This window comes from Flavobacterium sp. TN-1, assembly GCF_052828645.1.
Genome location: NZ_CM128253.1, coordinates 3,190,831 through 3,217,680, shown reverse-complemented (window position 1 = coordinate 3,217,680; position 26,850 = coordinate 3,190,831). Strand labels below are relative to the sequence as shown.

General features: G+C 30.9%; 18 protein-coding genes and 1 pseudogene. 15 read left to right on the top strand and 4 right to left on the bottom strand.

Annotated features, from left to right (window positions below):
• Nucleotides 1-172 precede the first annotated feature (172 nt).
• The gene (locus ACUXZJ_RS14495) at nt 173-961 is read left to right on the top strand and encodes a hypothetical protein (RefSeq protein ID WP_063743055.1); all 789 of its coding nucleotides are present in this window, start codon (nt 173-175) and stop codon (nt 959-961) included.
• Nucleotides 962-1,279: 318 nt separating this feature from the next.
• Here the strand turns inward: ACUXZJ_RS14495 and ACUXZJ_RS14490 are convergent, their stop codons facing one another.
• Nucleotides 1,280-2,836: a vWA domain-containing protein gene (locus ACUXZJ_RS14490; RefSeq protein WP_446195338.1), complete on the bottom strand. Its 1,557-nt coding sequence runs from the start codon at nt 2,834-2,836 to the stop codon at nt 1,280-1,282.
• A gap of 309 nt (nt 2,837-3,145) precedes the next feature.
• Between ACUXZJ_RS14490 and ACUXZJ_RS14485 the strand changes: the two genes are divergently transcribed.
• The 3 genes from ACUXZJ_RS14485 (at nt 3,146) to ACUXZJ_RS14475 (ending at nt 6,028) form a co-directional block, all read left to right on the top strand.
• Nucleotides 3,146-4,528, top strand: a complete 1,383-nt coding sequence (locus ACUXZJ_RS14485; RefSeq protein WP_060382657.1) for an MATE family efflux transporter — start codon at nt 3,146-3,148, stop codon at nt 4,526-4,528.
• A 19-nt stretch (nt 4,529-4,547) separates the two neighbouring features.
• On the top strand, nt 4,548-4,775 hold the full coding sequence (locus ACUXZJ_RS14480; protein WP_014165363.1) for a hypothetical protein: 228 nt from the start codon (nt 4,548-4,550) through the stop codon (nt 4,773-4,775).
• A gap of 257 nt (nt 4,776-5,032) precedes the next feature.
• On the top strand, nt 5,033-6,028 hold the full coding sequence (locus ACUXZJ_RS14475; RefSeq protein ID WP_060382656.1) for a TerC family protein: 996 nt from the start codon (nt 5,033-5,035) through the stop codon (nt 6,026-6,028).
• 379 nt (nt 6,029-6,407) lie between these two features.
• On the opposite strand, the gene porX is transcribed toward ACUXZJ_RS14475, so the two are convergent.
• Nucleotides 6,408-7,952, bottom strand: a complete 1,545-nt coding sequence (gene porX, locus ACUXZJ_RS14470; RefSeq protein WP_060382655.1) for a T9SS response regulator signal transducer PorX — start codon at nt 7,950-7,952, stop codon at nt 6,408-6,410.
• Nucleotides 7,953-8,112: 160 nt separating this feature from the next.
• Here porX and ACUXZJ_RS14465 point away from each other — a divergent pair, with 160 nt between their 5' ends.
• From ACUXZJ_RS14465 to ACUXZJ_RS14420, 10 genes are all read left to right on the top strand, one after another.
• Entirely contained in the window at nt 8,113-10,152 is a 2,040-nt protein-coding gene (locus ACUXZJ_RS14465) for a M13 family metallopeptidase (RefSeq protein WP_060382654.1), read from the top strand.
• Between the two features lie 83 nt (nt 10,153-10,235).
• A complete protein-coding gene (locus ACUXZJ_RS14460; RefSeq protein ID WP_060382653.1) occupies nt 10,236-11,471 on the top strand; it encodes an HD domain-containing protein in 1,236 nt (411 codons plus the stop codon).
• Nucleotides 11,472-11,505: 34 nt separating this feature from the next.
• Complete coding sequence (gene lpxD / locus ACUXZJ_RS14455; RefSeq protein ID WP_060382652.1) at nt 11,506-12,528, top strand: UDP-3-O-(3-hydroxymyristoyl)glucosamine N-acyltransferase; 1,023 nt, start codon at nt 11,506-11,508, stop codon at nt 12,526-12,528.
• A gap of 5 nt (nt 12,529-12,533) precedes the next feature.
• Nucleotides 12,534-13,922, top strand: a complete 1,389-nt coding sequence (locus ACUXZJ_RS14450) for a bifunctional UDP-3-O-[3-hydroxymyristoyl] N-acetylglucosamine deacetylase/3-hydroxyacyl-ACP dehydratase (RefSeq protein WP_060382651.1) — start codon at nt 12,534-12,536, stop codon at nt 13,920-13,922.
• A gap of 58 nt (nt 13,923-13,980) precedes the next feature.
• Nucleotides 13,981-14,766 (top strand): acyl-ACP--UDP-N-acetylglucosamine O-acyltransferase, encoded by a 786-nt coding sequence (gene lpxA / locus ACUXZJ_RS14445; protein WP_063743054.1) that lies wholly within the window; start codon nt 13,981-13,983, stop codon nt 14,764-14,766.
• A gap of 18 nt (nt 14,767-14,784) precedes the next feature.
• On the top strand, nt 14,785-15,351 hold the full coding sequence (gene efp, locus ACUXZJ_RS14440) for an elongation factor P (protein ID WP_060382649.1): 567 nt from the start codon (nt 14,785-14,787) through the stop codon (nt 15,349-15,351).
• Nucleotides 15,351-16,292 carry a UDP-3-O-(3-hydroxymyristoyl)glucosamine N-acyltransferase gene (locus ACUXZJ_RS14435; RefSeq protein ID WP_063743053.1) on the top strand — a complete coding sequence of 314 codons (942 nt, stop codon included), beginning with the start codon at nt 15,351-15,353 and terminating at the stop codon, nt 16,290-16,292. The genes efp and ACUXZJ_RS14435 overlap by 1 nt, the downstream gene beginning before the upstream one ends.
• 114 nt (nt 16,293-16,406) lie before the next feature.
• The gene (sucD, locus tag ACUXZJ_RS14430) at nt 16,407-17,279 is read left to right on the top strand and encodes a succinate--CoA ligase subunit alpha (protein WP_060382647.1); all 873 of its coding nucleotides are present in this window, start codon (nt 16,407-16,409) and stop codon (nt 17,277-17,279) included.
• Between the two features lie 786 nt (nt 17,280-18,065).
• Nucleotides 18,066-19,838 carry an AMP-dependent synthetase/ligase gene (locus ACUXZJ_RS14425; protein ID WP_063743052.1) on the top strand — a complete coding sequence of 591 codons (1,773 nt, stop codon included), beginning with the start codon at nt 18,066-18,068 and terminating at the stop codon, nt 19,836-19,838.
• Nucleotides 19,839-21,515: 1,677 nt separating this feature from the next.
• A complete protein-coding gene (locus ACUXZJ_RS14420) occupies nt 21,516-22,400 on the top strand; it encodes an Rpn family recombination-promoting nuclease/putative transposase (protein WP_063743051.1) in 885 nt (294 codons plus the stop codon).
• Between the two features lie 213 nt (nt 22,401-22,613).
• Here ACUXZJ_RS14420 and ACUXZJ_RS14415 read toward each other — a convergent pair.
• Nucleotides 22,614-22,746 (bottom strand): annotated as a pseudogene (locus ACUXZJ_RS14415) (IS91 family transposase); the annotation flags it as partial.
• Between the two features lie 329 nt (nt 22,747-23,075).
• On the opposite strand from ACUXZJ_RS14415, the gene ACUXZJ_RS14410 reads away from it, so the two are divergent.
• Nucleotides 23,076-23,396: a DUF4377 domain-containing protein gene (locus ACUXZJ_RS14410; RefSeq protein ID WP_081078390.1), complete on the top strand. Its 321-nt coding sequence runs from the start codon at nt 23,076-23,078 to the stop codon at nt 23,394-23,396.
• Nucleotides 23,397-25,671: 2,275 nt separating this feature from the next.
• On the opposite strand, the gene ACUXZJ_RS14405 is transcribed toward ACUXZJ_RS14410, so the two are convergent.
• Nucleotides 25,672-26,838: a tyrosine-type recombinase/integrase gene (locus tag ACUXZJ_RS14405; protein ID WP_446196299.1), complete on the bottom strand. Its 1,167-nt coding sequence runs from the start codon at nt 26,836-26,838 to the stop codon at nt 25,672-25,674.
• Nucleotides 26,839-26,850: the final 12 nt, after the last annotated feature.

Here is a 26,850-nt window from a genome sequence, read left to right as displayed (position 1 = left end):
TGGAATGGAGAAGTAAATAGATATCTTTGTAGTTTATTTTCTATGAAAAGATATAATTTTAATTCTAATTTTTATAGCTCATTATAATTTCTAGTTTCTTTGTGAAATCTTAAAAAAAACTTAGATTTGTTGTTTTAAAAATTCATTTTTTTAATTTTTAAACGTTTGTTTTGTGAAGAATTTTTTTTTAATATTTTCATTTCTTTTTTTATTATCATGTTCAAAGGATGATGATAAAAATACAACTTCAGTCGTAACTGATGGAGGAGGAACAGTTGTACAATCAACAGTTTTGCCAAAAAAAATAAATGTAGAGAGTAAATATGCCCCATATACTTTAATTTTTGATTATGATGGCAAAAAGATTAAACAATGTGTTGTAGTAGGATATAATAAAGAAGTTTATACCTATGACGGAGATAATATCGTTAGAAAGGAAGTTTTGCTAACGGATAATACCTTGTTAAATAAACATGAGTATAAATATGTTAATAATAAGTTAGAATATTATTTAGCAGTTATATATAATACTCCTAGTGGTAATATTACGAATAAAACGGTTTTTACTTATAATGCTGATAATTCTATTTCTTATGTTACTTATAGAGTAAAATATAATGGAGATTTAGATCCATTATGTAATGGTAAATTATTCTTTTTAAATGAGAATTTAATTAGACACGAGATAAATGATGGTTCATCAACTAGAACACTTGAATATTCTTATGATGATAAAAATAATCCATTTAAAAATATCTTAGGTTTTGATAAACTTTTGTCGTTTGAAGACTCTGACTATGTTTCTAAAAATAATATTGTTGAATATAAATCGACATTTAAATCAAATTATAATAATATTACTGATGTTAAGAAATATACTTATAAATATGATTTAAATGGCTACCCTGTTGAAAAAAAATCTGATAGTTCAGATTCTAAAAAATATATATTTTCATATTAGCGAATTGTTTTTTAATTAATCCTATCCTAAATAAAACAAACATATATAGGAGGCTGTCCAAAAAGTTTGTAATCTTTTCATTTCTACCAAAGGGAAAAATCACATAATGTTGATTTATTACTTTTTGGACAGCCTCTTTTAAATCCAGATTACGCATTGAAAATTTATTACAGATAAAAACTTTGAATTTTTTTAAAAAAAATACTCTCAATATAATAAATCTACAACTGTTGTAAAAAAGCCGTGTATTTCTACCTTCTTTGTTCTTTTAATCTTTATTTTAAAGGCTAACATATAATTTGGGTTTAAAAAAAAGGATTATAATTTGGCACTTTTAATGAGTCGAATAAATTCCGTTTTATAACCTTCCAAATCGTTATGTATACCTTTGTTAGCAAGAGCTATGATGTCTTCTGTTTGTTTGTTTTCAATATATTTAGAGTCTCTTAATTTCATGCCAAACCAAGCCACAGAAGAAGCAAATTTAAAATCGGAACTAGAAATTTTTAAAGGTTTGCTTAAATTAGAAACAGTTTGAATCATCTCTATACTTTTTTCACCATCAGGCCTTTTGTATCGAAATTTTATGGTAGCCAATTCTTTTGAAATTAAATTTTGAGAACCTTCTTTCGATGTGTATTTTAATTGGGTAGGAGAGTAAGAACTTTCAACGCCTGTAGGGATAATTTCATATAGAGCAGTTACGGTATGCCCGCTTCCTAATTCGCCTGCATCAATAGCATCATTTTTAAAATCCTCATTATTTAATTTTCTATTTTCATATCCTATTAATCGGTAGGACTGTATTTGATTTGGGTTAAATTCAATTTGAATCTTAACATCTTTAGCTATAGTAAACATAGAACCGTTGAATTCTTTGCCTAAAAAACGAGTAGCTTCCTGCATATTGTCTATATAAGCATAGTTTCCGTTTCCTTTATTAGCAAGGGTTTCCATCTTACTATCTTTATAATTTCCCATGCCGTATCCTAGACAGGTTAAGAAGATCCCTGTTTTACGTTTTCTTTCTATTAAGTGTTCCATTTCTTTGTCTGTTGAAGCCCCTACATTAAAGTCGCCATCAGTTGCTAAAACAATTCTATTATTGCCTTCTTTAATAAAGTTTTCTTCGGCAATTTTATACGCTAATTCTATTCCTTCACCTCCAGCAGTGCTTCCTCCAGCCGTTAGTTTATCAAGAGCATTCATTATTTTATTTTTTTCATTTCCAGAAGTAGGAGGTAGTATCATTCCTGCCGCTCCTGCATATACAACCATTGAAACTTTATCTTGAGGACGTAATTCTTTTACCAGTATTTTCATGGATTCTTTTAGTAAAGGAAGTTTGTTTTCTTCTTCCATAGAGCCTGATACATCAATAAGAAAAACAATGTTAGAAGGAGGGAGATTGTTTTTGTCCATTTTTTTACCTTGAAGACCAATTTTTAATAATTTATGGTTGGAGTTCCAAGGACATTCGCTGTACTCTGTATTAATAGAAAAAGGGTGATTATCTTTAGGTTGAGGATAAGAGTATGAAAAATAATTAATCATTTCTTCTAAACGTACAGCATCTTTTGGAATTTCTTGACCGTTATTGATAAAACGACGAATGTTGGTGTAAGAGGCATTATCAACATCAATGGAAAAAGTAGATAAAGGTTTAGTGTTTGGGGTTTCAAATTTATTTTCTTCTATTTCAGCGTAACTTTCTTCGCTTCTATTTTCTTCTGGAGTTTCTATTTCCGGATTGTTTATCATTAGGTTGTTAATTTCGGCTTCGCTGGCCATTTCTTCGGTCATCATGTCAGGAGATTGTTTGCATGCGGTGAATGATAATACGAATATTGATAGTACCAAAAATGTTTTTTTCATAGAGATAATTGTTTTTTTGTTAATTGTTTTTTAGTTTATAACAAATTATGTGCCTTGTTTTTTGTTATTATGTTAAAATATGTGTAAAAAGAATAGGGTAATTTCTGAGGAGATTTTTTAAAATAAATAATCACTTAATAAAAAACTACTAAACTTATAAATTCTGTTTTGTAGCTTTAGGTATTCTGAAAAATGTTTTTTGAAATGAATTAGATTAGCTGATAGCTGAGTGTGACTTTTGTTAAGAATAGTAGTCGTAATTAGGAATTATTATTGTAATTGCCATTGAATGAATTATCTTTGCATATTATGAAGCTTTCAACTTATACTCGCGAATTCAAAGAAAATATTAAATTGGCTTATCCTATTGTTTTGGGTATGTTAGGTCATACTTTAGTTTCTATTGTAGATAATATAATGGTAGGGAAACTAGGAGCTAAAGAGTTAGCGGCAGTTTCTCTTGCAAATAGTTTTGTATTTATAGGAATGTCGTTAGGATTAGGTTTCTCAACAGCTATAACTCCTTTGGTGGCGGAAGCTGATGGAGAAAATAATCTAATTAAAGGACGTAGTGTTTTTCATCATGGATTATGGCTTTGTACAGGATTGGGGATCATTTTGTTTGGAATTATTTATTTTGCTAAACCTTTGATTGTATATATGGGGCAACCTGAAGAAGTGGTTGAGTTAGCTAAACCTTTTTTAGATTTGGTTGCATTTTCATTAATACCATTGATTGTTTTTCAGGGATATAAGCAATTTGCTGATGGTAAAAGTGAAACTCAATATGGTATGTGGGCCAATTTACTTTGTAATGTAGTGCATTTATTCTTCAATATAGTATTGATTTATGGTGTTTGGATTTTTCCAAAAATGGGAATGCTAGGAGCTGCGGTTGGGACTGTTTTGTCTAGAATTATCATGGTGGTTTATATTCATTTTGCTCTAAAATCTAAGAAAAAGTTTAAACCTTATTTCGAAGGATTTAGCATTAAAAGTATAGGGAAAACAATGACCAAAAAAATTGTAAATTTAGGATTGCCTTCTGCAATGCAAATGTTTTTTGAAGTTGCTTTGTTTACGGGAGCCGTTTGGTTATGTGGAAGCATTGGTACCACTAGTCAAGCTGCTAATCAAATAGCACTAACTTTAGCCACTTTTACTTTTATGTTCGTTTCAGGTTTAGGTGTTGCAGGGATGGTACGAGTGGGAAATCAGAAAGGAATACAAGATTATAAAAAGTTACAAATTATTGCACGTTCTATTTTTTTATTAGCAATTCTAATCCAAGGATTTTTTGCACTTATTTTTGTGTTGACAAATAATTGGTTACCTAAAATTTTTATAGATTCTCAAAATACATTAACAATAAAAGATAATTTAGAAGTAGTTTCAATTGCTTCTAATTTAATTTTAATAGCAGCTGTTTTTCAAATTTTTGATGGCATACAAGTAACAATGCTCGGAGCATTACGAGGAATTCAAGATGTAAAAGTACCTATGTACCTTACATTTGTTGCATATTGGATTATTGGTTTTCCTATATCAATATATTTAGGTTTATTTACTTCTTTAAAAGCTATAGGAATATGGATCGGATTATTATCAGGGCTTATTGCAGCAGCATTACTTTTATATTATAGGTTTGAAAAATTATCAAAACAAATGATTTTTCAAAGCCTTAAAACTTAATATTTAAAACCATTATAAGATGACATTACCAAAATTTGTTTTAGCAGATAATTCTGATTTTCCAGATGATATTTTTATCATTCATTTAGAATTTCCTCGCTTTTTAATTAATTTAAAAGATGATTCTGTAGAATTTATAGAAGAATTAGATGATGAAGATGAAACAGAAATAGCAAGAGAAATGGAGCATTTAATTATCTTAGCAGGTGAATTTTATGATCGCGAAATGGAGCGCTATGAAGAATAATAAGAAATAAGTTTATTTATGAAAAAGACTATCTAAAAAATAATGATCTGGTGTTTAGTTTGTTGTTTCTGTAAAACAGAGGTTAAATGATCAATAGTTTTACTGTTAGTTAAAATAACATCGCAATCCTTTTTTAGATAGCCTCGTTCGTTTTTTAATTCTATCAAGGAATGTTTAGGTGTAAGATTCCTAAAAGATAAAATATATTTTCAAAAGTAAGAGAAAAGAAAGTAAATAAAAAAATAAAATAGTTTAATATGAATGAACACCCAATTTTTGCAGAGCATCCTTGGTTAATTGTCACATTTGCAATTGTAATATTGTTTATGCTGTTGTTAGACTTAGGAATCTTTAATAAAAAGAGCCATGAAGTATCTAGTAAAGAAGCTGTAACTTGGTCATTTGTTTGGATAGCCTTAGCAATGGGATTTAGTGGGCTAGTATATCATTTTGCAGGAGCAATTAAATTCTATGAATTTCAATCAGCATATTGGATAGAAAAAGCACTTTCAGTAGATAATCTTTTTGTGTTTATTATGGTCTTTAAGTTTTTTGATGTAGCCAATCAAAATAAGCACAAAGTTTTATTTTGGGGAGTTATTGGAGCATTGGTTTTAAGAGCAATATTCATATTTTCAGGAGCCTTTTTAATAGAGTTAACTTATTTGAATAAAATTTTAGGACTTATAGGGTTGCAAGGGCTTAAATACGATATTAATCTAGTAATGACACTTTTTGGCGTGTTTTTAGTGTATGCGGGTGTTAAGTCCTGGTTTGCCAATGAAGAGGATGAAAATCAAGATTATAATGATACCAAGGGAGCACGTTTAGTTCGTCAGTTTTTTAATGTTAGTGATGATTATGATGGAAATAATTTTTTTACAATTGAAAATGGAAAGAAAATAGCAACACCTTTATTAGTTGTAGTAGCAGTTATTGAATTTACAGATTTGCTATTTGCAGTTGATTCTATTCCCGCTATTTTTGCTATTTCAACAGATCCATTTATCTTATACACCTCTAATATTTTTGCTATATTAGGATTGAGAGCATTATTTTTTCTGTTAGATAATTTTATATACTTATTTCATAAACTGCCTTATGGTTTGGCTATTATTTTGAGTTTTATAGGAATTAAGATGATTATAGCACCTTTTTATCATGTTGATTCAATTGTATCACTCCTTATAATAGGAACTGTTTTAGTATTATCTGTACTTTTATCAATTCTTATGCCTAAGGCAGAAGAATAGTAAATTAGTTTAAAAATATAAAGTACAAAATTCTAATAGGGAGTAACTAAACATTCAGTTTGTCACCTTTACGAGAGGAAAAGTTATAGGATTATATATATGATTTTTCCTCTCGTTTAAATGATAAAATTAGAGTCTTTTAAGGTGTCCTTTTTTGTTAAAATCAAGGACATTTACGTTTTTTGTTTTCTTTAAAATATAAATTACGCCATAGAAAAATATTACAGGTAGAAATGGCTTTAAATTTATAAGAGTACTTTTTTTTTCAATGTAGAAAAAAGCAGAGTATGTTTTTCCTTTACAAAATTCTACCCATAATTTCAGTTAAATTATGATTTTTTGGATTAGTTAATGGTAACACAAAAAAGTGTATTAAAATTTATTTCTTAGGGCTAAATACTAAAAAAGGAATAATCATTTCTTCTAATGAAATACCTCCATGTTGGTAAGTATTTCGATAGTAACTAGCATAGTGATTATAATTGTTTATGTAAGCTAAGAAATGATCACTTTTTGCAAAAATAAAAGAGCTTGTCATGTTAATAGCAGGCAACCCTATTTTTTTTGGATCTTTGATAGCTAAAACGTCCTTAGATTCATAAGTAAGACTTCTTCCTGTTTTATAACGTAAGTTTAAACTAGTGTTTTTATCGCCAATGACTTGAGAAGGGTTTTTAACATTAATAGTTCCGTGATCTGTTGTTAGGATTAATTTAAAACCTAAACGTTGTGCTTGTTGAATGATTTCTAAAAGAGGCGAATTTTTAAACCAACTTAATGTTAAAGAACGATATGCTTTATCATCAGAAGCTAATTCTTTTACCACATCCATGTCTGTTTTAGCATGTGAAAGCATGTCAACAAAGTTGTAAACAACGGCTACTAATTTTTTATCTTTTAATCCTTTGAAGTTTTCGGCTAATTTTTTACCATTGGCAAAATTAGTTACTTTGAAATATTCATGCGAAATATTTAATCTAAGTCGTTTGAGCTGTTCTGTTAAAAATTCAGCTTCATATAAATTTTTACCACCTTCGTCTACATCATTTTTCCAGTATTGAGGGTACATTTTTTCCATTTCTATTGGTAACAATCCTGAGAATAGCGCATTTCGAGCATACTGAGTAGCTGTTGGTAATAACGCAAAATAAGGAGTTTCATCTTCTAATTTATAATGATTTCCTAAGACCGTTTCGAAAGATTTCCATTGATCATATCGTAAATTATCAATTACAACGAAGAGTATATTTTCATCTTTCCTTAATTCGGGTACTACAAGCTTTCTGAAGACTTCATGAGATAAAATGGGGCGATCATGAGATTTTGTAAACCAATCTTCATAGTTTTTTTCAATGAATTTGCCAAATTGTGAGTTAGCTTCAGCTTTTTGAGATTCTAAAATTTGAAACATATTTTGGTCATCTATATTTTCTAGTTCCATTTCCCAAAACATTAATTTCTTATATAAATCTACCCATTCTTCATAAGTATCAACCATAGCCATATCCAAGGCTATTTTACGAAATTCTTTTTGATAGTCTAATGTAGTTTTTTCGGATATTAGACGAGAATGATCTAAGTTCTTTTTTAAGCTTAAAAGAATTTGATTGGGATTAACAGGTTTGATTAAATAATCCGCAATTTTAGCACCAATTGCTTCTTCCATTAAGTATTCTTCCTCGCTTTTTGTAATCATAATAATAGGAATAGCCTGTTTTTTTTCTTTCATTTCAGAAAGAACTTCAAGTCCAGTCATTCCAGGCATATTTTCATCCAAAAAAATGATGTCAAAATTCTCTTCCTGAAAAAGATCTAAGGCATCTCTACCATTATTGCAAGTCGTAACTTGATAATTTTTCTTTTCTAAAAATAATATATGTGGTTTTAATAAGTCTATTTCGTCGTCAACCCAAAGTATTTTCATGGTCTCCTTTTTTTGTATTAGGTAATGATTTTTAGATTCTATTGCTGCAGAATCAATGCAATTTACTATTTTAAAAACTATCGTTTCTTAAAAATAGTATAAATTATAGTATTTTTTTTACATTTAAAATATATTTGACCTTTAAAAATATAGAAATAATATGAAAATCAATAAACTATTCATTTTATCATTGATCATTACTCTTTTTATAGGAAGTTGTAAAAAAGAAATGATAAATGTTAATACTCCTGATGTTTTAGTTAGCAATAGAGATACTACAACCGCTCTTTCAAAAGACTTTTTTGAATACGCTAATGGAGGCTGGTTTAAAAAAAATCCAATTCCATCATCAGAAAGAAGTAATGGTATTTTTAGAACTATTCAAGACACAATAAATAATCAGATTAAACAGATTTGTGAAAAATCAGCTAAAGAAGATGCAGAAAGAGGAAGTAACAAACAAAAAATTGGCGATTTTTATATTTCAGGAATAGATACTTTAACCATAAATAGAATAGGAATCAATCCTTTAAAAAAAGAATTATCTAAAATTGAAAACATAAAAAATCCAACTTCATTGCTAGAACATTTAGCATATATGCACACCATAGGAACAAATCCAGGTTTTGATTTTTATATTGCTCAAGATGATAAAAATAGTGCTAAATATGCTCTTTTTTTTAGTCAAGGAGGGTTAGGCATGAGAAACCGTGATTATTATTTTAATACAGATAAAGAAACAGTAAAAATACGTGTAGCATATTTAGAACATTTAAAGAAAATATTTAAATTAATAGGAACTGAAAAAACAGCCTTAAATGATGCTCAAACAGTTCTAAGACTAGAAACAGAATTAGCTAAAAAATCCAGAAAGTTAGAATCACTTAGAGATCCTAGACTAAATTATAATAAAATGACTTTGGCAAAGTTTAAAGAGTTAACACCTAACTTAATGTGGGATAAAATGTTAGGACAATTAAAAATTAAAAAAGTAGATTCTGTTATTGTAGGACAGCCCGAATTTTATAGAGCATTCAATGAAACAGTCAAAAAATACACACTTCAAGAATGGAAAGTGTATTTAAAATGGAATTTAGTTAATTCCTACGCAATTTATCTAAGCAACAATTTTGAAAAAGAACATTTTTATTTTTATTCAACCGTTATGAGCGGTGTAAAAGAACAAAAACCAAGATGGAAACGAGTAGTAGAGCAAACAGATGAAGCACTTGGAGAACTTATTGGTCAGGTGTATGTGGAAGAATACTTGCCAAAAGGGACAAAAGAAAAATTATTAGAAATAGGGAATGCTATTCGAGAAGTTTATGCAGAACGAATCAAAAAATTAGATTGGATGAGTCCAGAAACTAAGAAAAAAGCCCTCTTCAAATTATCTAAAATCGTTATGAAAGTAGGATATCCAGATAAATGGAAAGATTTAAGTTCCATTTTAATTGATAAACATCATTATTTAGCTAATGTAATGGCAGTAAATCAATGGAATTATAATGAAATGGCTTCTAAATACGGTAAATCTGTAGATCGTACAGAATGGGGTATGTATCCACAAACTTACAATGCCTATTATAATCCAAGTAATAACGAAATATGTGTTCCTGCTTGCAATATAATCGTTCCTGGTTTTAAAGGACGTATGCCAGATGATGCAGTATTGTATGGAATAATAGGAGGGTCAACTTTCGGACATGAGATGACACATGGTTTTGATGATCAAGGAAGTCAATATGATGAAAAAGGAAATCTAAAAAATTGGTGGACAACTGAAGATTTAAAGAAATTTAAAGCTAAAACTAAAGCCATCGTAAAACAATATAATAAATATGAAGCATTACCCGGAAAATACGTTAATGGAGAAGCAACCCAAGGAGAAAATATTGCGGATTTAGGAGGAGTAATTATGGGATATGAAGCATTTAAAAAAACAAAACAGTTTAAAAATAAACAAAAAATAGCCAGTTTAAATCCAAATGAACGCTTCTTTTTAGCTTATGCTTATGCCTGGATGGTTAATGTTAAACCAGAAGCATTAGCACAACAATTAATAGAAGATGTTCATGCTCCAGCACGTTACAGAATCAATGGTCCTTTAAGTAATATAGATATATTTTATGAAACATTTAAAATAAAAGAAGGAACAAAGATGTTTATTCCTAAAGACGATAGAGTAATTATTTGGTAATAATATAGCTATGATTAAAAAAAAACTGATAGTGGATGAAAATTCTCAGGTTTTTTTATCTTTGTTATACTAAATCTACATTTGTGAGTAATACAAACAAACTTAAGATATTCAATGATCCAATATATGGTTTTATAACCATTCCAAATCCCTTTATCTACGATTTAATACAACACCCTTATTTTCAAAGATTAAGAAGGATCACTCAAATGGGAATGTCATATTTAGTTTATCCAGGAGCCCATCATACTCGTTTTCATCACGCATTAGGATGTTTACATATAATGCAAAAAGCAGTAAGCGTACTTCGGTTTAAAAATGTGGCAATTTCAGAAGAAGAAGAAAATGCACTCTATATCGCCATATTATTACATGATATAGGGCATGGACCATTTTCACACGCCATGGAACATAGTATAGTAGAAAATGTTCATCATGAAGAAATATCGCTTTTATTTATGAATAAACTCAATAAGGAATTTGAAGGGAAGCTAACCCTAGCCATTCAAGTTTTTAAAGGAGAATATCATAGAAAGTTTATGCTTCAATTGATCTCAAGCCAGTTAGATATGGATCGAATGGACTATTTAAAAAGAGATAGTTTTTATAGTGGAGTAGAAGAAGGAAAAATTAATTCCGATCGTTTAATTCAAATGATGAATGTAGTAGATGATGTTTTGGTTATAGAAGAAAAAGGAATTTATTCAGTTGAAAAATTTTTAATGGCTCGTAGACTCATGTATTGGCAGGTATATTTGCATAAAACAAATTTAGTAGCAGAAGAGATTTTAACCAAAATATTAAAAAGAGCTAAAGAATTATATCAAAAAGGAATAGAAGTAGAATGTAGTAAACCCCTATACTTTTTTATAAAAAATAAAGTCTACTTTGAAAAATTTAATGATTCCATATTAGAAGAATTTTCAAAATTAGATGATGCGGACATAGTAGGAGCCATTAAAAATTGGCAATATCATGAAGATTACACCTTAAGTGAATTAAGTAGAATTATAATTAATAGAGATTTATTAAAAATAAAATTAGGAGAAGAGAAATTTCCTTCAGAAGAAGTAAATCAATTAATAGATGATTTTGCTCGACTAAAAAAAATATCAACTTTAGAAGCAAAATATTTTGTTTTTAAAGGGAAAATAAAAAATCAAGCCTATAGTAAAATAGCAGAACCCATTAGAATACTAAAAAAAGACGGAATATTGGAAGACGTAGCCGTTTTGTCAGATCAATTATCCTTAAAAGCTTTGTCAAAACAAGTAACAAAATACTATTTGTGTTATCCAAAACAACTAAATAAAAGTTAAAATTTCCGCAAAATTTTATACTTTTGCAAGAATTATGAAGTTTACAGCAGAACAAATTGCAGCAATATTAGATGGACAAGTAGTAGGGAATCCTAATGCAGAAGTCTCTAAGCTATCTAAAATAGAAGAAGGTACAGAAGGATCATTAACATTTTTAGCCAATCCTAAATACCTAAATTATATATATGAAACGAAGGCAACCATAACCATCGTAAATAAAAGTTTTCAACCCGAAAATGAATTGACTACTACTTTAGTTAAAGTAGAAGATGCTTACAAATCATTTTCAAAATTATTAGAATTTTATAACCAAATAAAACACAATAAAATAGGTATAGAGGAACCCTCTCTATTATCAAAAAGTGCTAAATACGGAGATAAATTTTACTTAGGAGCTTTTAGTTATATAGGTGAAAATGTGACAATAGGTGAAAATGTAAAAATTTTTCCAAACACATTCATAGGAGATAATGTTGTTATTGGTGATAATACAATGATCTTTGCAGGAGCAAAAATTTACTCAGAAACCATAATAGGAAAAAATTGCACAATTCATTCAGGAACAGTTATAGGAGCCGACGGATTTGGTTTTGCTCCTGATGAAAATGGAGAATATACCAAAGTACCTCAAATAGGAAATGTTGTTATAGAAGATAACGTAGACATAGGAGCAGCAACTACCATAGATAGAGCAACCTTAGGATCTACCATTATACGCAAAGGAGTTAAGTTAGACAACCAAATTCAAATAGCTCATAATGTAGAAATAGGCAAAAATACAGTAATAGCTTCCCAAACAGGAGTAGCAGGTTCTACTAAAATTGGAGAAAATTGCATGATAGGAGGGCAGGTAGGTATTGTAGGACATATTATTATTGGTAACAATGTTAAAATACAGGCTCAATCAGGTATTGGTAGAAGTTTAAAAGACGGAGAAGTTGTACAAGGAAGTCCAGCTTTAGGTTATAATGATTTTAATAAATCCTATGTACATTTTAAAAACTTACCAAAAATTGTATCAGAAATAACAGAACTAAAAAGAAATATAAAGAAGTAGTAGTCATGGTTAAACAAAAGACCATTCAGTCAGAAATTACACTAAAAGGAGTTGGTTTACATACAGGTAAAGAAGTTACAATGACTTTTAAACCCGCTCCTATAAATAACGGGTTTACTTTTATACGTGTTGATTTAGAAGGACAACCTATTATTGAAGCAGATGCAAATTATGTTGTAAATACCCAAAGAGGTACAAATCTAGAAAAATTAGGAGTTATGATTCAAACTCCTGAGCATGTCTTGGCAGCATTAGTAGGATGTGACTTAGATAACGTAATTATTGAATTAGATGCCTCAGAATTACCCATTATGGATGGCTCCTCAAAACATTTTGTAGAAGCTATTGAAAAAGTAGGATTAATAGATCAAGATGCAGAACGCGATGTTTATGTAGTAAAAGAAGTTATTTCCTATTTAGATGAGTCAACAGGTAGTGAGATTACCGTGATTCCATCTGATGAGTATTCTGTAACCACAATGGTTGACTTTGGAACAAAAGTATTAGGTACGCAAAATGCTTCAATGAAAAATATTTCTGAATTTAAATCAGAAATAGCATCTTGTAGAACTTTTAGTTTCTTACATGAATTAGAAATGTTATTAGAACACGGTCTAATTAAAGGAGGAGATCTTAATAATGCCATTGTTTATGTCGATAAAGAATTATCAAATGAAACAATGAACAAACTAAGAGTTGCTTTTGGTAAAGATGAAATTTCAATTACACCTAATGGAGTACTAGATAATTTAACCTTGCATTACCCAAACGAAGCAGCACGTCATAAACTATTAGATGTAGTAGGTGATTTAGCTTTGATAGGAACCAAGATAAAAGGTAAAATCATAGCTAATAAACCAGGACATTTCGTCAATACACAATTTGCAAAAAAAATCGCAAAAATCATTAAAAATGAACAACGTAATAATGTCCCCGTTTATGATTTAAACAAGGAACCTTTAATGGATATTCATAAAATAATGTCCATGCTTCCACATAGGCCGCCCTTTTTATTAGTAGATAGAATTTTGAGTATGAGCGATACCCAAGTGGTAGGTCTCAAAAACGTTACTATGAACGAAGATTTCTTCGTCGGACATTTTCCAGGAGCTCCAGTAATGCCAGGAGTCTTAATTGTTGAAGCAATGGCACAAACAGGAGGAATACTGATTTTAAGTACCGTTCCAGATCCTGAGAACTATCTTACTTATTTTATGAAAATAGATAATGTTAAGTTTAAACATAAAGTTTTACCAGGTGATACTTTAATCTTTAAATTAGAATTATTATCACCAATAAGAAGAGGTATTTGTCACATGCAAGGATATGCGTTCGCAAATGGGAAATTAGTAGCAGAAGCTGAATTAATGGCTCAAATTGTTAAAAACCAATAAGTGTATAGTGTTTTTTTTAAAAAAACACTAGTTAATTTAAACTTATAATAAATTAGAAATGAATCAACCATTAGCATATGTACATCCAGGGGCTAAGATTGCAAAAAATGTTGTAATTGAGCCTTTTACAACGATACATAATAATGTGGTAATAGGAGAGGGGACTTGGATAGGTTCTAATGTAACAATTATGGAAGGAGCTCGTATAGGTAAAAACTGTAATATCTTTCCTGGTGCCGTTATATCGGCTGTTCCGCAAGATTTAAAATTTGGAGGAGAAGATTCCTTAGCCGTTATAGGTAATAACACCACCATTAGAGAATGTGTTACAATTAATAGAGGAACAGTAGCTTCTGGACAGACAACAATAGGCGATAATTGTTTGATTATGGCCACAGCCCATGTTGCTCATGATTGTCATATCGGAAATAATGCCATAATAGTAAATGGCGTAGCATTAGCAGGTCACGTTACAGTCGGAGATCATGCCGTAATAGGAGGATTAGCCGCAGTTCATCAGTTTATATCCATAGGAGATCACGCCATGATTTCAGGAGGATCATTAGTTCGAAAAGACGTACCACCCTATACAAAAGCAGCTAAAGAACCATTGTCTTATGTGGGAATTAACTCAGTTGGACTCAGAAGAAGAGGGTTTTCTACAGAAAAAATTAGAGAAATTCAAGATATATATAGAATTTTATATCAAAAAAATTATAATACAACTCAAGCACTAGCAATCATTGAAGCTGAAATGACAGCCACCCCAGAGCGAGATGAAATTCTTGATTTTATTAGAAATTCATCTAGAGGTATTATGAAAGGTTATACAGGAAATATTTAAAAAAAATAGTAAAATAAAATGGCAAGTACGGCAGACATTAGAAACGGATTATGTATTAAGTATAATAACGATATTTTTAAAATCGTTGAATTTTTACACGTTAAACCAGGGAAAGGACCTGCTTTCGTTAGAACCAAATTAAAATCATTAACTTCTGGAAAAGTACTAGATAATACATTCTCAGCAGGTCATAAAATTGAAGTAGTGAGAGTTGAAACACACACTTTTCAATATTTATATAACGAAGGATCAGAGTTTCATTTTATGAATCAAGAAACTTTTGAGCAAATAACTTTAAATAAAGATATTTTAGACGCTCCTGATTTGTTAAAAGAAGGAACTAACGTAATGGTGCAAATCAATACAGAAACAGAAATGCCTCTGTCTGTAGATATGCCAGCTTCAGTAGTTTTAGAAGTAACCTATGCCGAACCAGGAGTAAAAGGAAATACCGCAACAAATGCTACGAAACCTGCTACTGTAGAAACAGGAGCTCAAGTAAATGTACCTTTATTTATTAATGAAGGAGATAAAATTAAAATTGATACAGCAACAGGCGCTTATATGGAGCGTGTTAAGGAATAATGAGATTTCTTAGGCAATATAGTTTAGAAGAAATAGCATCCATCATAAATTGTAAATTTATAGGGGATGCTAATTTTCCTATTTTAGGGATGAATGAAATACACGTAGTTCAATCAGGAGATATTGTCTTTGTAGACCATCCTAAATACTACGATAAAGCTTTGCAATCCGCAGCTACAATTATTTTAATCAATAAAGAAGTTCAATGTCCAGAAGGAAAAGCTCTATTGATTTCAGAAGATCCCTTTAGAGATTTTAATTTTCTTACAAAATATTTTAAGCCCTTTCAGGCTTCTAATACCTCTATAGCTTCTACCGCTCAAATAGGAGAAGGAACTATAATACAACCCAATTGCTTTATTGGAAATAATGTAAAAATAGGCCTAAACTGTTTGATTCATTCAAATGTTTCTATTTATGATCATACCGTTATTGGAAATAATGTTATTATCCATTCAGGAACAATTATTGGAGCAGACGCATTTTACTATAAAAAAAGACCCGAAGGATTCGATCAATTATTGTCAGGAGGAAGAGTGATACTCGAAGATAACGTAGGAATCGGAGCATTATGTACAATTGATAAAGGAGTAACAGGAGATACCACTGTAGGAGAAGGAACTAAAATAGATAACCAAGTACATATAGGACATGATACCGTAATAGGTAAAAAATGTTTAATCGCTTCACAAACAGGTATTGCGGGTTGTGTTGTTATAGAGGACGAAGTTACATTGTGGGGGCAAGTAGGTATTACTAGTGGTATAAAAATAGGTGAAAAAGCAGTAATAATGGGACAAACAGGAGTTACAAAATCACTTGAAGGATCTAAAGCCTATTTTGGAACACCAGCAGAAGAATCTCGTGAAAAATTTAAGCAGTTAGCAAACCTTAAAAAAATGCCTGAAATACTGAATAAACTTAATCAAAATGAAGAATAAATAAGAACTAAATATTCTAAAAAAATCACATATTCTTTTCAAAAAATAATTTTAAAGTAAAAGTAAAAGGTTTACTTTTGCGTCATATATTTTATAACAAACAATACACATATTATGAGTGTTTTAGTAAATAAAGATTCAAAAATAATCGTACAAGGTTTTACAGGAAGTGAAGGAACCTTTCATGCTTCTCAAATGATAGAGTACGGAACTAATGTGGTAGGAGGAGTAACTCCTGGTAAAGGCGGTTCTACACACTTAGAACGTCCCGTATTTAATACCGTTAAAGATGCAGTAGATCAAGCAGGTGCAGATACATCTATTATTTTTGTGCCGCCAGCATTTGCCGCAGACGCTATTATGGAAGCAGCAGACGCAGGTATTAAAGTGATTATCTGTATTACCGAAGGTATTCCAGTAGCAGATATGATTAAAGCATATGATTATATCAAAGGAAAAGGTTGTAGATTAGTAGGTCCTAACTGTCCAGGTGTAATTACTCCAGAAGAAGCAAAAGTAGGAATTATGCCAGGATTTGTTTTCAAAAAAGGAAATATTGGAATTGTATCTAAGTCAGGAACCCTTACTTATGAAGCAGCAGATCAAGTAGTTCGTCAAGGATTTGGAATTACTACAGCTATTGGTATCGGAGGAGATCCAATTATAGGAACAACTACAAAAGAAGCTGTTGAATTATTGATGAATGATCCTGAAACACATTGTATCATCATGATCGGTGAAATTGGAGGTCAATTAGAAGCAGATGCGGCTAAATGGATTAAAGCAGACGGTAATCGTAAGCCAGTTGTAGGTTTTATTGCAGGCGAAACGGCTCCAAAAGGACGTACAATGGGGCATGCAGGAGCAATCGTAGGTGGAGCTGATGATACAGCTGAAGCTAAAAAAAGAATTATGAGAGAAAATGGCATTCACGTTGTAGATTCGCCAGCTGAAATTGGTAAAAAAGTAAAAGAAGTATTAGGGTAAATTTTTATACACAAAATACTTAAAATAATAGGGATATTTAATTTTTAGATGACCCAAAACTAAATAAAAAGGAATCCAAAGCATGGATTCCTTTTTCGTTTTTAAAGAATCCATTTAACCCCAGATTACGCGACGTAGTTTTATGAAATAATACCATTTAAACTTTGAAATTTCCTCATAATAATAATTTTTTAACACTGAGACTATCCAAAAAAGTTCACAATCTTTTCATTTCGACCAAAGAAATAAATCACATAGTGTTGATTATGAAACTCCTCCTTGCGTAGGAGTGACAAACTGGATGTTGATTTAGGGACTATCCTATAAAAGCAATAAAAATTAATGTTGGTTCTCGATGCGCTTCGCGCTCGAACTAACGATGATTTCAATTATATACTCAACCATCTGTTCGAGTTGTTTTAAAATCAAAAAACATATCTAGAACTTTATTTTATAATCCAATACATTTTAAGTTTAAATGGTATAAAATACAAAAAAGAGTACTTCTTTAGTTTTGAAATTATTTTACCTACAATAAAAATTTATCAGATAATTTGAATTTAAATTCCTTTTAAATTAACTTTTATACATTCAGTCTGTAAAAGACAAAAATCATTTAATAGATTCGTTGTTATTGTTTAAAAACAGGCTTAGATAGAATACTTTTATTCAAACAAAAAAACTTTTTTGTGTAAAATTTTGCTAATTAATTTTAAAAAATAAATTAAAATTGTATTTTAAGTTTAAATTATTTAATTTGCACTATAACTTTACCCACATTTAATAATGACGAACATTACAAGATTATTTGATTTTCCTTATTATCAGCTAGAACAGAATAACTTACCAGACGCGTTAGTTACAAAATATAACGGAAAATGGGTTAAAACCTCTACCCAAGAATATTTAGATAAAGCAAATGCCGTTTCAAGAGCACTTATCGCTATGGGGGTGCAAAGAGATGATAAAATAGCCATTATTTCATCTAATAATAGAACAGAATGGAATATTATGGATATAGGAGTGTTGCAAATTGGAGCTCAAACAGTTCCTATTTATCCCACCATATCAGAACAAGATTATGAATATATTCTAAATCATTCTGAGTCAAAGTATTGCTTTGTATCTGATAAGGAAGTTTTGAATAAACTAAACGCCATAAAAGCTAATTTATCTAATTTAATAGATGTTTTTACATTCGATGAGATACCTAGTGAAAAAAATTGGACAGACCTATTGACTATAGGAAAAGACACAAGCACTCAAAATTTTGTTGAAGAACGAAAAAATAATGTAAAACCAAATGATTTAGCCACCATTATTTATACTTCAGGAACCACTGGTAAGCCTAAAGGAGTAATGTTATCTCATCATAACATTGTATCGAATGTTTTAAATAGTTCTGACAGAATTCCATTAGTAGCAGGTAAAGCAAAAGCAATGAGCTTTCTTCCTATTTGTCATATTTTCGAAAGAGTTATTTTATATATTTATCAATATTATTCAATTTCAATTTATTTCGCTGAATCTATTGATAAAATCTCAGATAATTTTCAAGAAGTAAAACCTGATGTATTTACCGTTGTTCCTAGACTATTAGAAAAAGTTTATGATAAAATTTATGCAAAAGGAACCGAATTAACAGGAATCAAAAAGAAAATCTTCTTTTGGGCAGTTGAACTAGGTTTAAAATATGAACCATACGGTAAAAATGGTTGGTGGTATGAATTTCAATTAAAAATAGCACGTAAATTAATATTTAGTAAATGGCAAGAAGCTTTAGGAGGAAATGTAAAAATAATGGTTTCAGGAAGTGCTGCCTTACAAACTCGTTTAACCCGTGTCTTTTCTGCAGCTGGAATGCCTGTAATGGAAGGATATGGTCTTACTGAAACATCACCTGTTATAAGTGTAAATGACATGCGAAATGGTTTATTTCGTATAGGAACGGTAGGGAAGCCTATAAATAATGTAGAAATAAAAATAGGAGAAGACGGCGAAATTCTTTTTAAAGGACCCAACTTAATGATGGGGTATTATAAAGATCAAGCCCAAACAGACGAAGTAATTAAAAACGGTTATTTTCATACAGGAGATATAGGAGAATTTGATAAAGATGGTTTTTTACGTATAACAGATCGTAAAAAAGAAATGTTTAAAACATCCGGAGGTAAGTATGTAGCTCCTCAGATTTTAGAAAATATATTTAAACAATCTCGATTTATTGAACAAATTATGGTGGTTGGAGAAGGACAAAAAATGCCAGCAGCAATCATTCAGCCAGCTTTTGAATTTATAAGAGAATGGGCTCATATTCATCATGTAAATATTGGCTCGACTAATGAAGAACTTGTTCAAAACCCAGAAGTAATAAAAAGAATTTACCAAGAAATAAATCATTTTAATGCTAAATTTGGAAATTGGGAACAAGTAAAGAAAATTGAATTAACACCTGACGTTTGGTCAATAGATGGTGGGCAGCTTACACCCACTCTAAAACTAAAACGCAAAGTCGTTTTAGAAAAATATAAAGATCTATATGCTAAAATTTATCAATAAAATAAAGCGTTTTGTAAATAAAGAAAAGACTCCCTGAAAATTAGATGCAGTTAGTTCTGTCAATTTGCCTAATTGATTCACTCTAGCCAGCCATCAAGAGAAATCAGATAAAATGTATATAGTGTTGTTTCTCCAATTACTGAAGAGATAAATTAAACCTTAAAAATATACCCAAAATATACTGATTTTGAGTGTCTAGCTTTTACTTATTGATTGAAAATAAACGCTTACGTTTTTTCATCGTGCTTTCTTTTAAGGTACATTCATAATAATACAAACACTAGCATATCTTAAAATAAATGTTATTTTAGAAGAAATAAACCCCGAAATTGCTCAAAAAGAGTCAAAAACGGGGTTTTTCTTTAAATACTATGCCAAAAATAATACGTTGAAGAGAATTTCAATATCAAATTTCATTTTTGCCCCCAATAAAGATCTTGATGATTTTTTCGCCCAATTTTTAAAAACAGATTTTAGAAAAAATTATATTTCAATCCCTTCCTCAAAGCTTGTTCAAGCATCTTCAAACTAAAAGACTCTCAAAAAAGAACTCATTGTTATTTTATACCTAAAGGCAAAATTGCTCTGATGATGAAAACTACTACAGCTCTACTTGTTATGAAAGCAAAGTACGCTTTCTCACAAATCAGAAATTGCTTTAGAAGTGAGTACAGTAGAATTATAAGCAAATGCAGACGCTTTGTGTCATTTGTTTTAAAAAAATACCATTTAAACTTTGAAATTTCCTTATAATACTTTTTTTTAACCTCGAGACTGCCCAAAAAGTCCGCAATCTTGTCATTTCGACCAAAGGGAGAAATCACACAATGTTGATTATCAAACTCCTCCTCACGTCGGAGTGACAAACTGCATGTCGATTTATACTATTTAACCTTTGAAATTTCCTTATAATACTTTTTTTTAACCTCGAGACTGCCCAAAAAGTCCGCAATCTTGTCATTTCGACCAAAGGGAGAAATCACACAATGTTGATTATCAAACTCCTCCTCACGTCGGAGTGACAAACTGCATGTCGATTTATACTATTTAACCTTTGAAATTTCCTCATAATACTTTTTTTTAACCCTGAGACTGCCCAAAAAGTTCGCAATCTTGTCATTTCGACCAAAGGGAGAAATCACACAATGTTGATTATCAAACTCCTCCTCACGTCGGAGTGACAAACTGCATGTTTATTTATATCATCTAACTTTGAAATTTCCTTATAATACTATTTTTTTAACCCTTAGACTGCCCAAAAAGTTCACAATCTTGTCATTTCGACCAAAAGGAGAAATCACATAATGGTGATTATAAAACTCCTCCTTACTGAGTAACAAACCGCATGTTTATTTACACCATCTAACTTTGAAATTTCCTTATAATACTTTTTTTTAACCTCGAGACTGCCCAAAAAGTCCGCAATCTTGTCATTTCGACCAAAGGGAGAAATCACATACTATTGATTATAAGACTCCTCCTTACGTTATCGGAGTGACAAACTGCATGTTGATTTAAACACTTTTTAAAAGCAGTATCTAAAAATTAGTCTTGGTTCTCGATGCGCTTCACGCTCGAACGAACGATGATTTTAATTATATACTCAACCAGAATCCTCCGAAATTTAACATCAAAGATTATTTTTTGTAAATTTGACCAAGAAAACAAGTTGAGAACATGAAGGCAAAATACATCAATCCCTTTACGGATTTTGGGTTTAAGAAGATATTTGGAGAAGAAGCCAGTAAAAACCTACTTATCGACTTCCTCAATGCCTTGTTGCCAGAATATGACCAGATCAAAGAACTTTCTTTTAAAAACACCGAGCAACTCGGGCAGAGTGACCTCGACAGAAAAGCCATCTACGACATCTATTGCGAAAACGAAAAAGGCGAAAAATTCATCGTAGAACTCCAAAAAGCCAAGCAAAACTACTTCAAAGAAAGAACCATCTATTACTCCACATTTCCCATTAGAGAACAAGCCGAAAAAGGCGAATGGAACTATAATTTGAAAGCGGTTTATTGCGTAGGTGTTTTAGATTTCACCTTCGACGATTACGAAACAGAACCCGAAAGAAGCGAAGTAGTACATACCATCAAACTAAAAAACCAAAACGGAAAAGTATTTTACGATAAACTGACCTATATCTACTTAGAAATGCCCAATTTTGACAAACAGGAAAACCAATTAAATTCCCGTTTAGACAAATGGTTATATTTCATCAAAAACTTGGAAGATTTTCAAAATATTCCCACAATTTTCAAAGACGAAGTATTTACCCAAGCCTTTGAAAAAGCAGAGTTGGCAAATTTCGGGCAATTAGATTTAGACAAATACGAGAGCAGCCTTAAAGTTTACCGAGATCTAAAAGGCGTTATCGACACTGCTTTCGACGATGGAAAGATGGAAGGATTAATTGAAGGAGAAATAAAAGGAAAAATTGAAGGAAAAATTGAAGGAAAGATTGAAACGGCTAAATCCTTAAAAAGATTAGGTGTTTCAGTAGAAATCATTACGCAGGCAACAGGCTTAACCAAAGAAGAAATCAACAAATTATAATAAGGCACTACCACTAACAGCTAAGGTTTCGTTGGGCTCGAAGAGCTAACAATGAAACCTCTGTTGAACGGAACCGTTGAGATTCCATCCACTATGGGAATATCGAAGTGAAAATTTAAGAATATACAAGAGGCATAAACGCCTCTTTTTTTGAAGTCTACTTTGGGTGGTTTTTATAGTGATTTCCTTAACTTATGGGTACAAAATCCCCATACTACTCAAAAAAACGTAATGTCTTATTTTAAAAAAGTTTTTAGGAAGTATATGCAAAGCAAAACGTCTTGTAATCCTTGTAACTAAAAGTTACACCTTTTAAATTTACTTCTTGGAGTCGATGGTTACTAATGGTGGGAAGATTCCAACTCCGTTGGAATCTTCCCGAAATAAAGCGCGGCGACGGCAACGTGTCGAGCATAATTGCTAAATGTGCTTTGACTTCTCCCTAATATAGAAATGCTACGTTCAAAGCGGTAAATAAGTACTAAAAAGCCTTCTACTTCTCGTTTGGCTTGATTTAGGATTTTGTTTTCTCTTAAATCATCAGGATGCTTTTTTTTGTAGCCATAATAAATAATTAAGTTATCTTTGAAAAATAATCAAAATACGCAATGCAACTACCGAAGATTTAGTTCAACATAGTTTAATTACAGTTTAATTTATATTCTCTAAATAAATATGATACGAATAATTTTATCAACCTTTACCTTTTTACTAATGTCTTGTAATTCTATGAACAAAGACGAAAAAACCATTTATATTGGAGCTCAAACAAAACCTTGTAACGCAGGAGTAATGGAAACCCAATGTTTACAAATAAAATGGGACAAAAATCAAAAAGAATGGGAATTCCTCTATAATAATATAGAAGGATTTAAATACGAACAAGGCAATGAATATGAACTTATTATTAAAGAAGAAAAAATACCAAATCCACCAGCTGACGGATCAAGTATAAAATATACTCTGATAAAAGAAGTCTATAAAAAGAAAAAATAAAGTTTTTCCTTAAAAAACATTCAAAAAAATCCAATTTCAAGAGACTGCCCAAAAAACTCGCAATCTTGTCATTTCGACCAAAGGGAGAAATCACATACTATTGATTATAAGACTCCTCCTCACGTCGGAGTGACAAACTGCATGTCGATTTATATTATTTTAAACTTTGAAATTTCCTTATAATACTTTTTTTTAACCTCGAGACTGCCCAAAAAGCTCGCAATCTTGTCATTTCGACCAAAGGGAGAAATCACACAATGTTGATTATAAGACTCCTCCTCACGCAGGATTACGCAGGAGAAACAAACTGCATGTTTATTTACACCATCTAACTTTGAAATTTCCTCATAATACTATTTTTTTAACCTTGAAACTGCCCAAAAAGCTCGCAATCTTGTTATTTCGACCAAAGGGAGAAATCACATACTATTGATTATAAGACTCCTCCTTACGCAGGAGTGCAAACCGCATGTTTATTTATATTATTTTAAACTTTGAAATTTCCTTATAATACTTTTTTTAACCTCGAGACTACCCAAAAAGTTCGCAATCTTGTCATTTCGACCAAAGGGAGAAATCGCATACTATTGATTATGAGACTCCTCCTTACGCAGGAGTGCAAACCGCATGTTTATTTATATTATTTTAAACTTTGAAATTTCCTCATAATACTTTTTTTAACACTGAGACTGCCCAAAAAGCTGACAATCTTGTCATTTCGACCAAAAGGAGAAATCACATAATATTGATTATGAAACTCCTCCTTGTGTAGGAGAGACAAACTGGATGTTGATTTATACCATCTAACTTTGAAATTTCCTCATCATACTATTTTTTTAACCCTGAGACTGCCCAAAAAATTCGCAATCTTGTCATTTCGACCAAAAGGAGAAATCACATACTATTGATTATGAAACTCCTCCTTACGTAGGAGTGACAAACCGCATGTTGATTTATACGATTTAAACTTTGAAATTTCCTCATCATACTATTTTTTTAACCCTGAGACTGCCCAAAAAATTCGCAATCTTGTCATTTCGACCAAAAGGAGAAATCACATAGTATTGATTATAAGACTCCTCCTTCGTAGGAGTGCAAACCGCATGTTGATTTACACCATCTAACTTTGAAATTTCCTCATCATACTATTTTTTTAACCTAGAGACTGCCCAAAAAGTTCGCAATCTTGTCATTTCGACCAAAGGGAGAAATCACATACTATTGATTATAAGACTCCTCCTTACGCAGGAGTGCAAACTGCATGTTTATTTATATTATTTTAAACTTTGAAATTTCCTCATAATACTATTTTTTAACCCTGAGACTGCCCAAAAAATTTGCAATCTTGTCATTTCGACCAAAGGGAGAAATCACATGCTATTGATTATGAAACTCCTCCTTACTGAGTAACAAACTGCATGTTGATTTATACCATCTAACTTTGAAATTTCCTTATAATATTATTTTTTTAACCTCGAGACTGCCCAAAAAGTTCGCAATCTTGTCATTTCGACCAAAGGGAGAAATCACATGCTATTGATTATGAAACTCCTCCTTACTGAGTAACAAACTGCATGTTGATTTATACCATCTAACTTTGAAATTTCCTTATAATATTATTTTTTTAACCTCGAGACTGCCCAAAAAGTTCGCAATCTTGTCATTTCGACCAAAGGGAGAAATCACATGCTATTGATTATGAAACTCCTCCTTACTGAGTAACAAACTGCATGTTGATTTATACCATCTAACTTTGAAATTTCCTTATAATATTATTTTTTTAACCTCGAGACTGCCCAAAAAGTTCGCAATCTTGTCATTTCGACCAAAGGGAGAAATCACACAATGTTGATTATCAAACTCCTCCTTGTGTAGGAGTGACAAACTACATGTTGATTTAGAGACTATCCTATAAAAGAAATAAAAATTAGTCTTGATTCTCGATGCGCTTCACGCTCGAACTAACGATGATTTCAATTATATACTCAACCGTCTGTTCGAGTTATTTTAAAATGAAAAAAACAGATCGAGAACTTTATTTTTTAATCCAGTATATTTTAAGTTTAAATGGATAAAACTACCAAGAACTAAATATTTAGATTAGCGTAAGCGATACAAAAAATATTCAAAAAAAGAGAAAAAAAGGAATTAAAAAGAGCAAAAACGTTCCAGACAGAATGGTCAGTATTAGCAAAAGTTATATCCGCCCAATTCTAAACCACAAAATAGCAATATATATTAAAAAATCCAGAAAATCTAAGGTTTTCAAATGGTATCACAAAAATAATCCATCTAGAGGACTTTTTATTTTAGAAAGTGTCACATCGGTAACATGCGTGTAAATTTGAGTTGTTTTAAGATTGCTATGTCCTAAAAGCTTTTGCAAAAAACGAATATCTGCCCCTCCTTCAATTAAATGTGTAGCATAACTATGTCGCAATCCATGTATTCCAATAGTTTTAGTAATCTTAGCTTTTTTCATAGCACTTTTAAAAACAGCTTGAATACTACGAATCGAATAATTGCCACCGTAAGCCCCTTCAAACAACCATGTCTTAGGACGATATTCTAAATAATAAGCTCGGAGGTCTTCTAAAACCGATTCAGGAAGATTCGTATAACGATCTTTTTTTCCTTTTGCATTTACAATCAAAACCCGCATAGACTGACTATCAATATGTTCTACTTTTAGATTAACAATTTCACTCACGCGTAGTCCCATCCCGTAACATAATTTTAAAATAAGCCGATGCTTTTTATTTTCCAAAACTGAGAATAATTTCACAATTTCATTTTTGGATAACATTTTGGGTAATGTTAAAGGGTTTTTGGGTCTGGGAATATCAAAAAATATTTGTTCGCGATGCAAGACTTTTTCAAAATAAAATTTGATTGCATTAATTTTAGAGTTCATACTTTGCTCCTTAAGTTCATTTTTTTGCAAACAGTACAGAAAGTAATCTTTCAATCTATCTGGTGTTAGAGAATTTACAGAAACGTTCCCCAGTAGTGACAATAATTGCATAAACTCTTGCAGATAGGTACGCTTGGTGTGGGGGCTGTAAGCTATTAAATCTAACTGATTACTATATTGAATTACAGCCAAGCGATTATTTTCTGAAATATGACTAAAAGTTTGCTCTTCCAAAGTTTTAAGAGGCAGTTTTAGCTCCTTACGAACGGCAGCTAAGTCAGGTAAATACCATGCTTTATGTGTACTACTATAACGGGCTGATGGAAAGCGTTCGCGGAGTGCGTCTTTCAAACTAAGCTGATATTTAAACTGAATCCAAATGATGTTTCGAGCTTGATGTATGCCGAATGAAAATTGATATTGTGATAAATCCATAACTGCGCATTTTAAATATTTAAATATTATTTTTCGCAATAAAACTATATAAAGATACATAAAATACGTATTTGATGTATCTTTTAAAAGTATTGATTTTAAAGG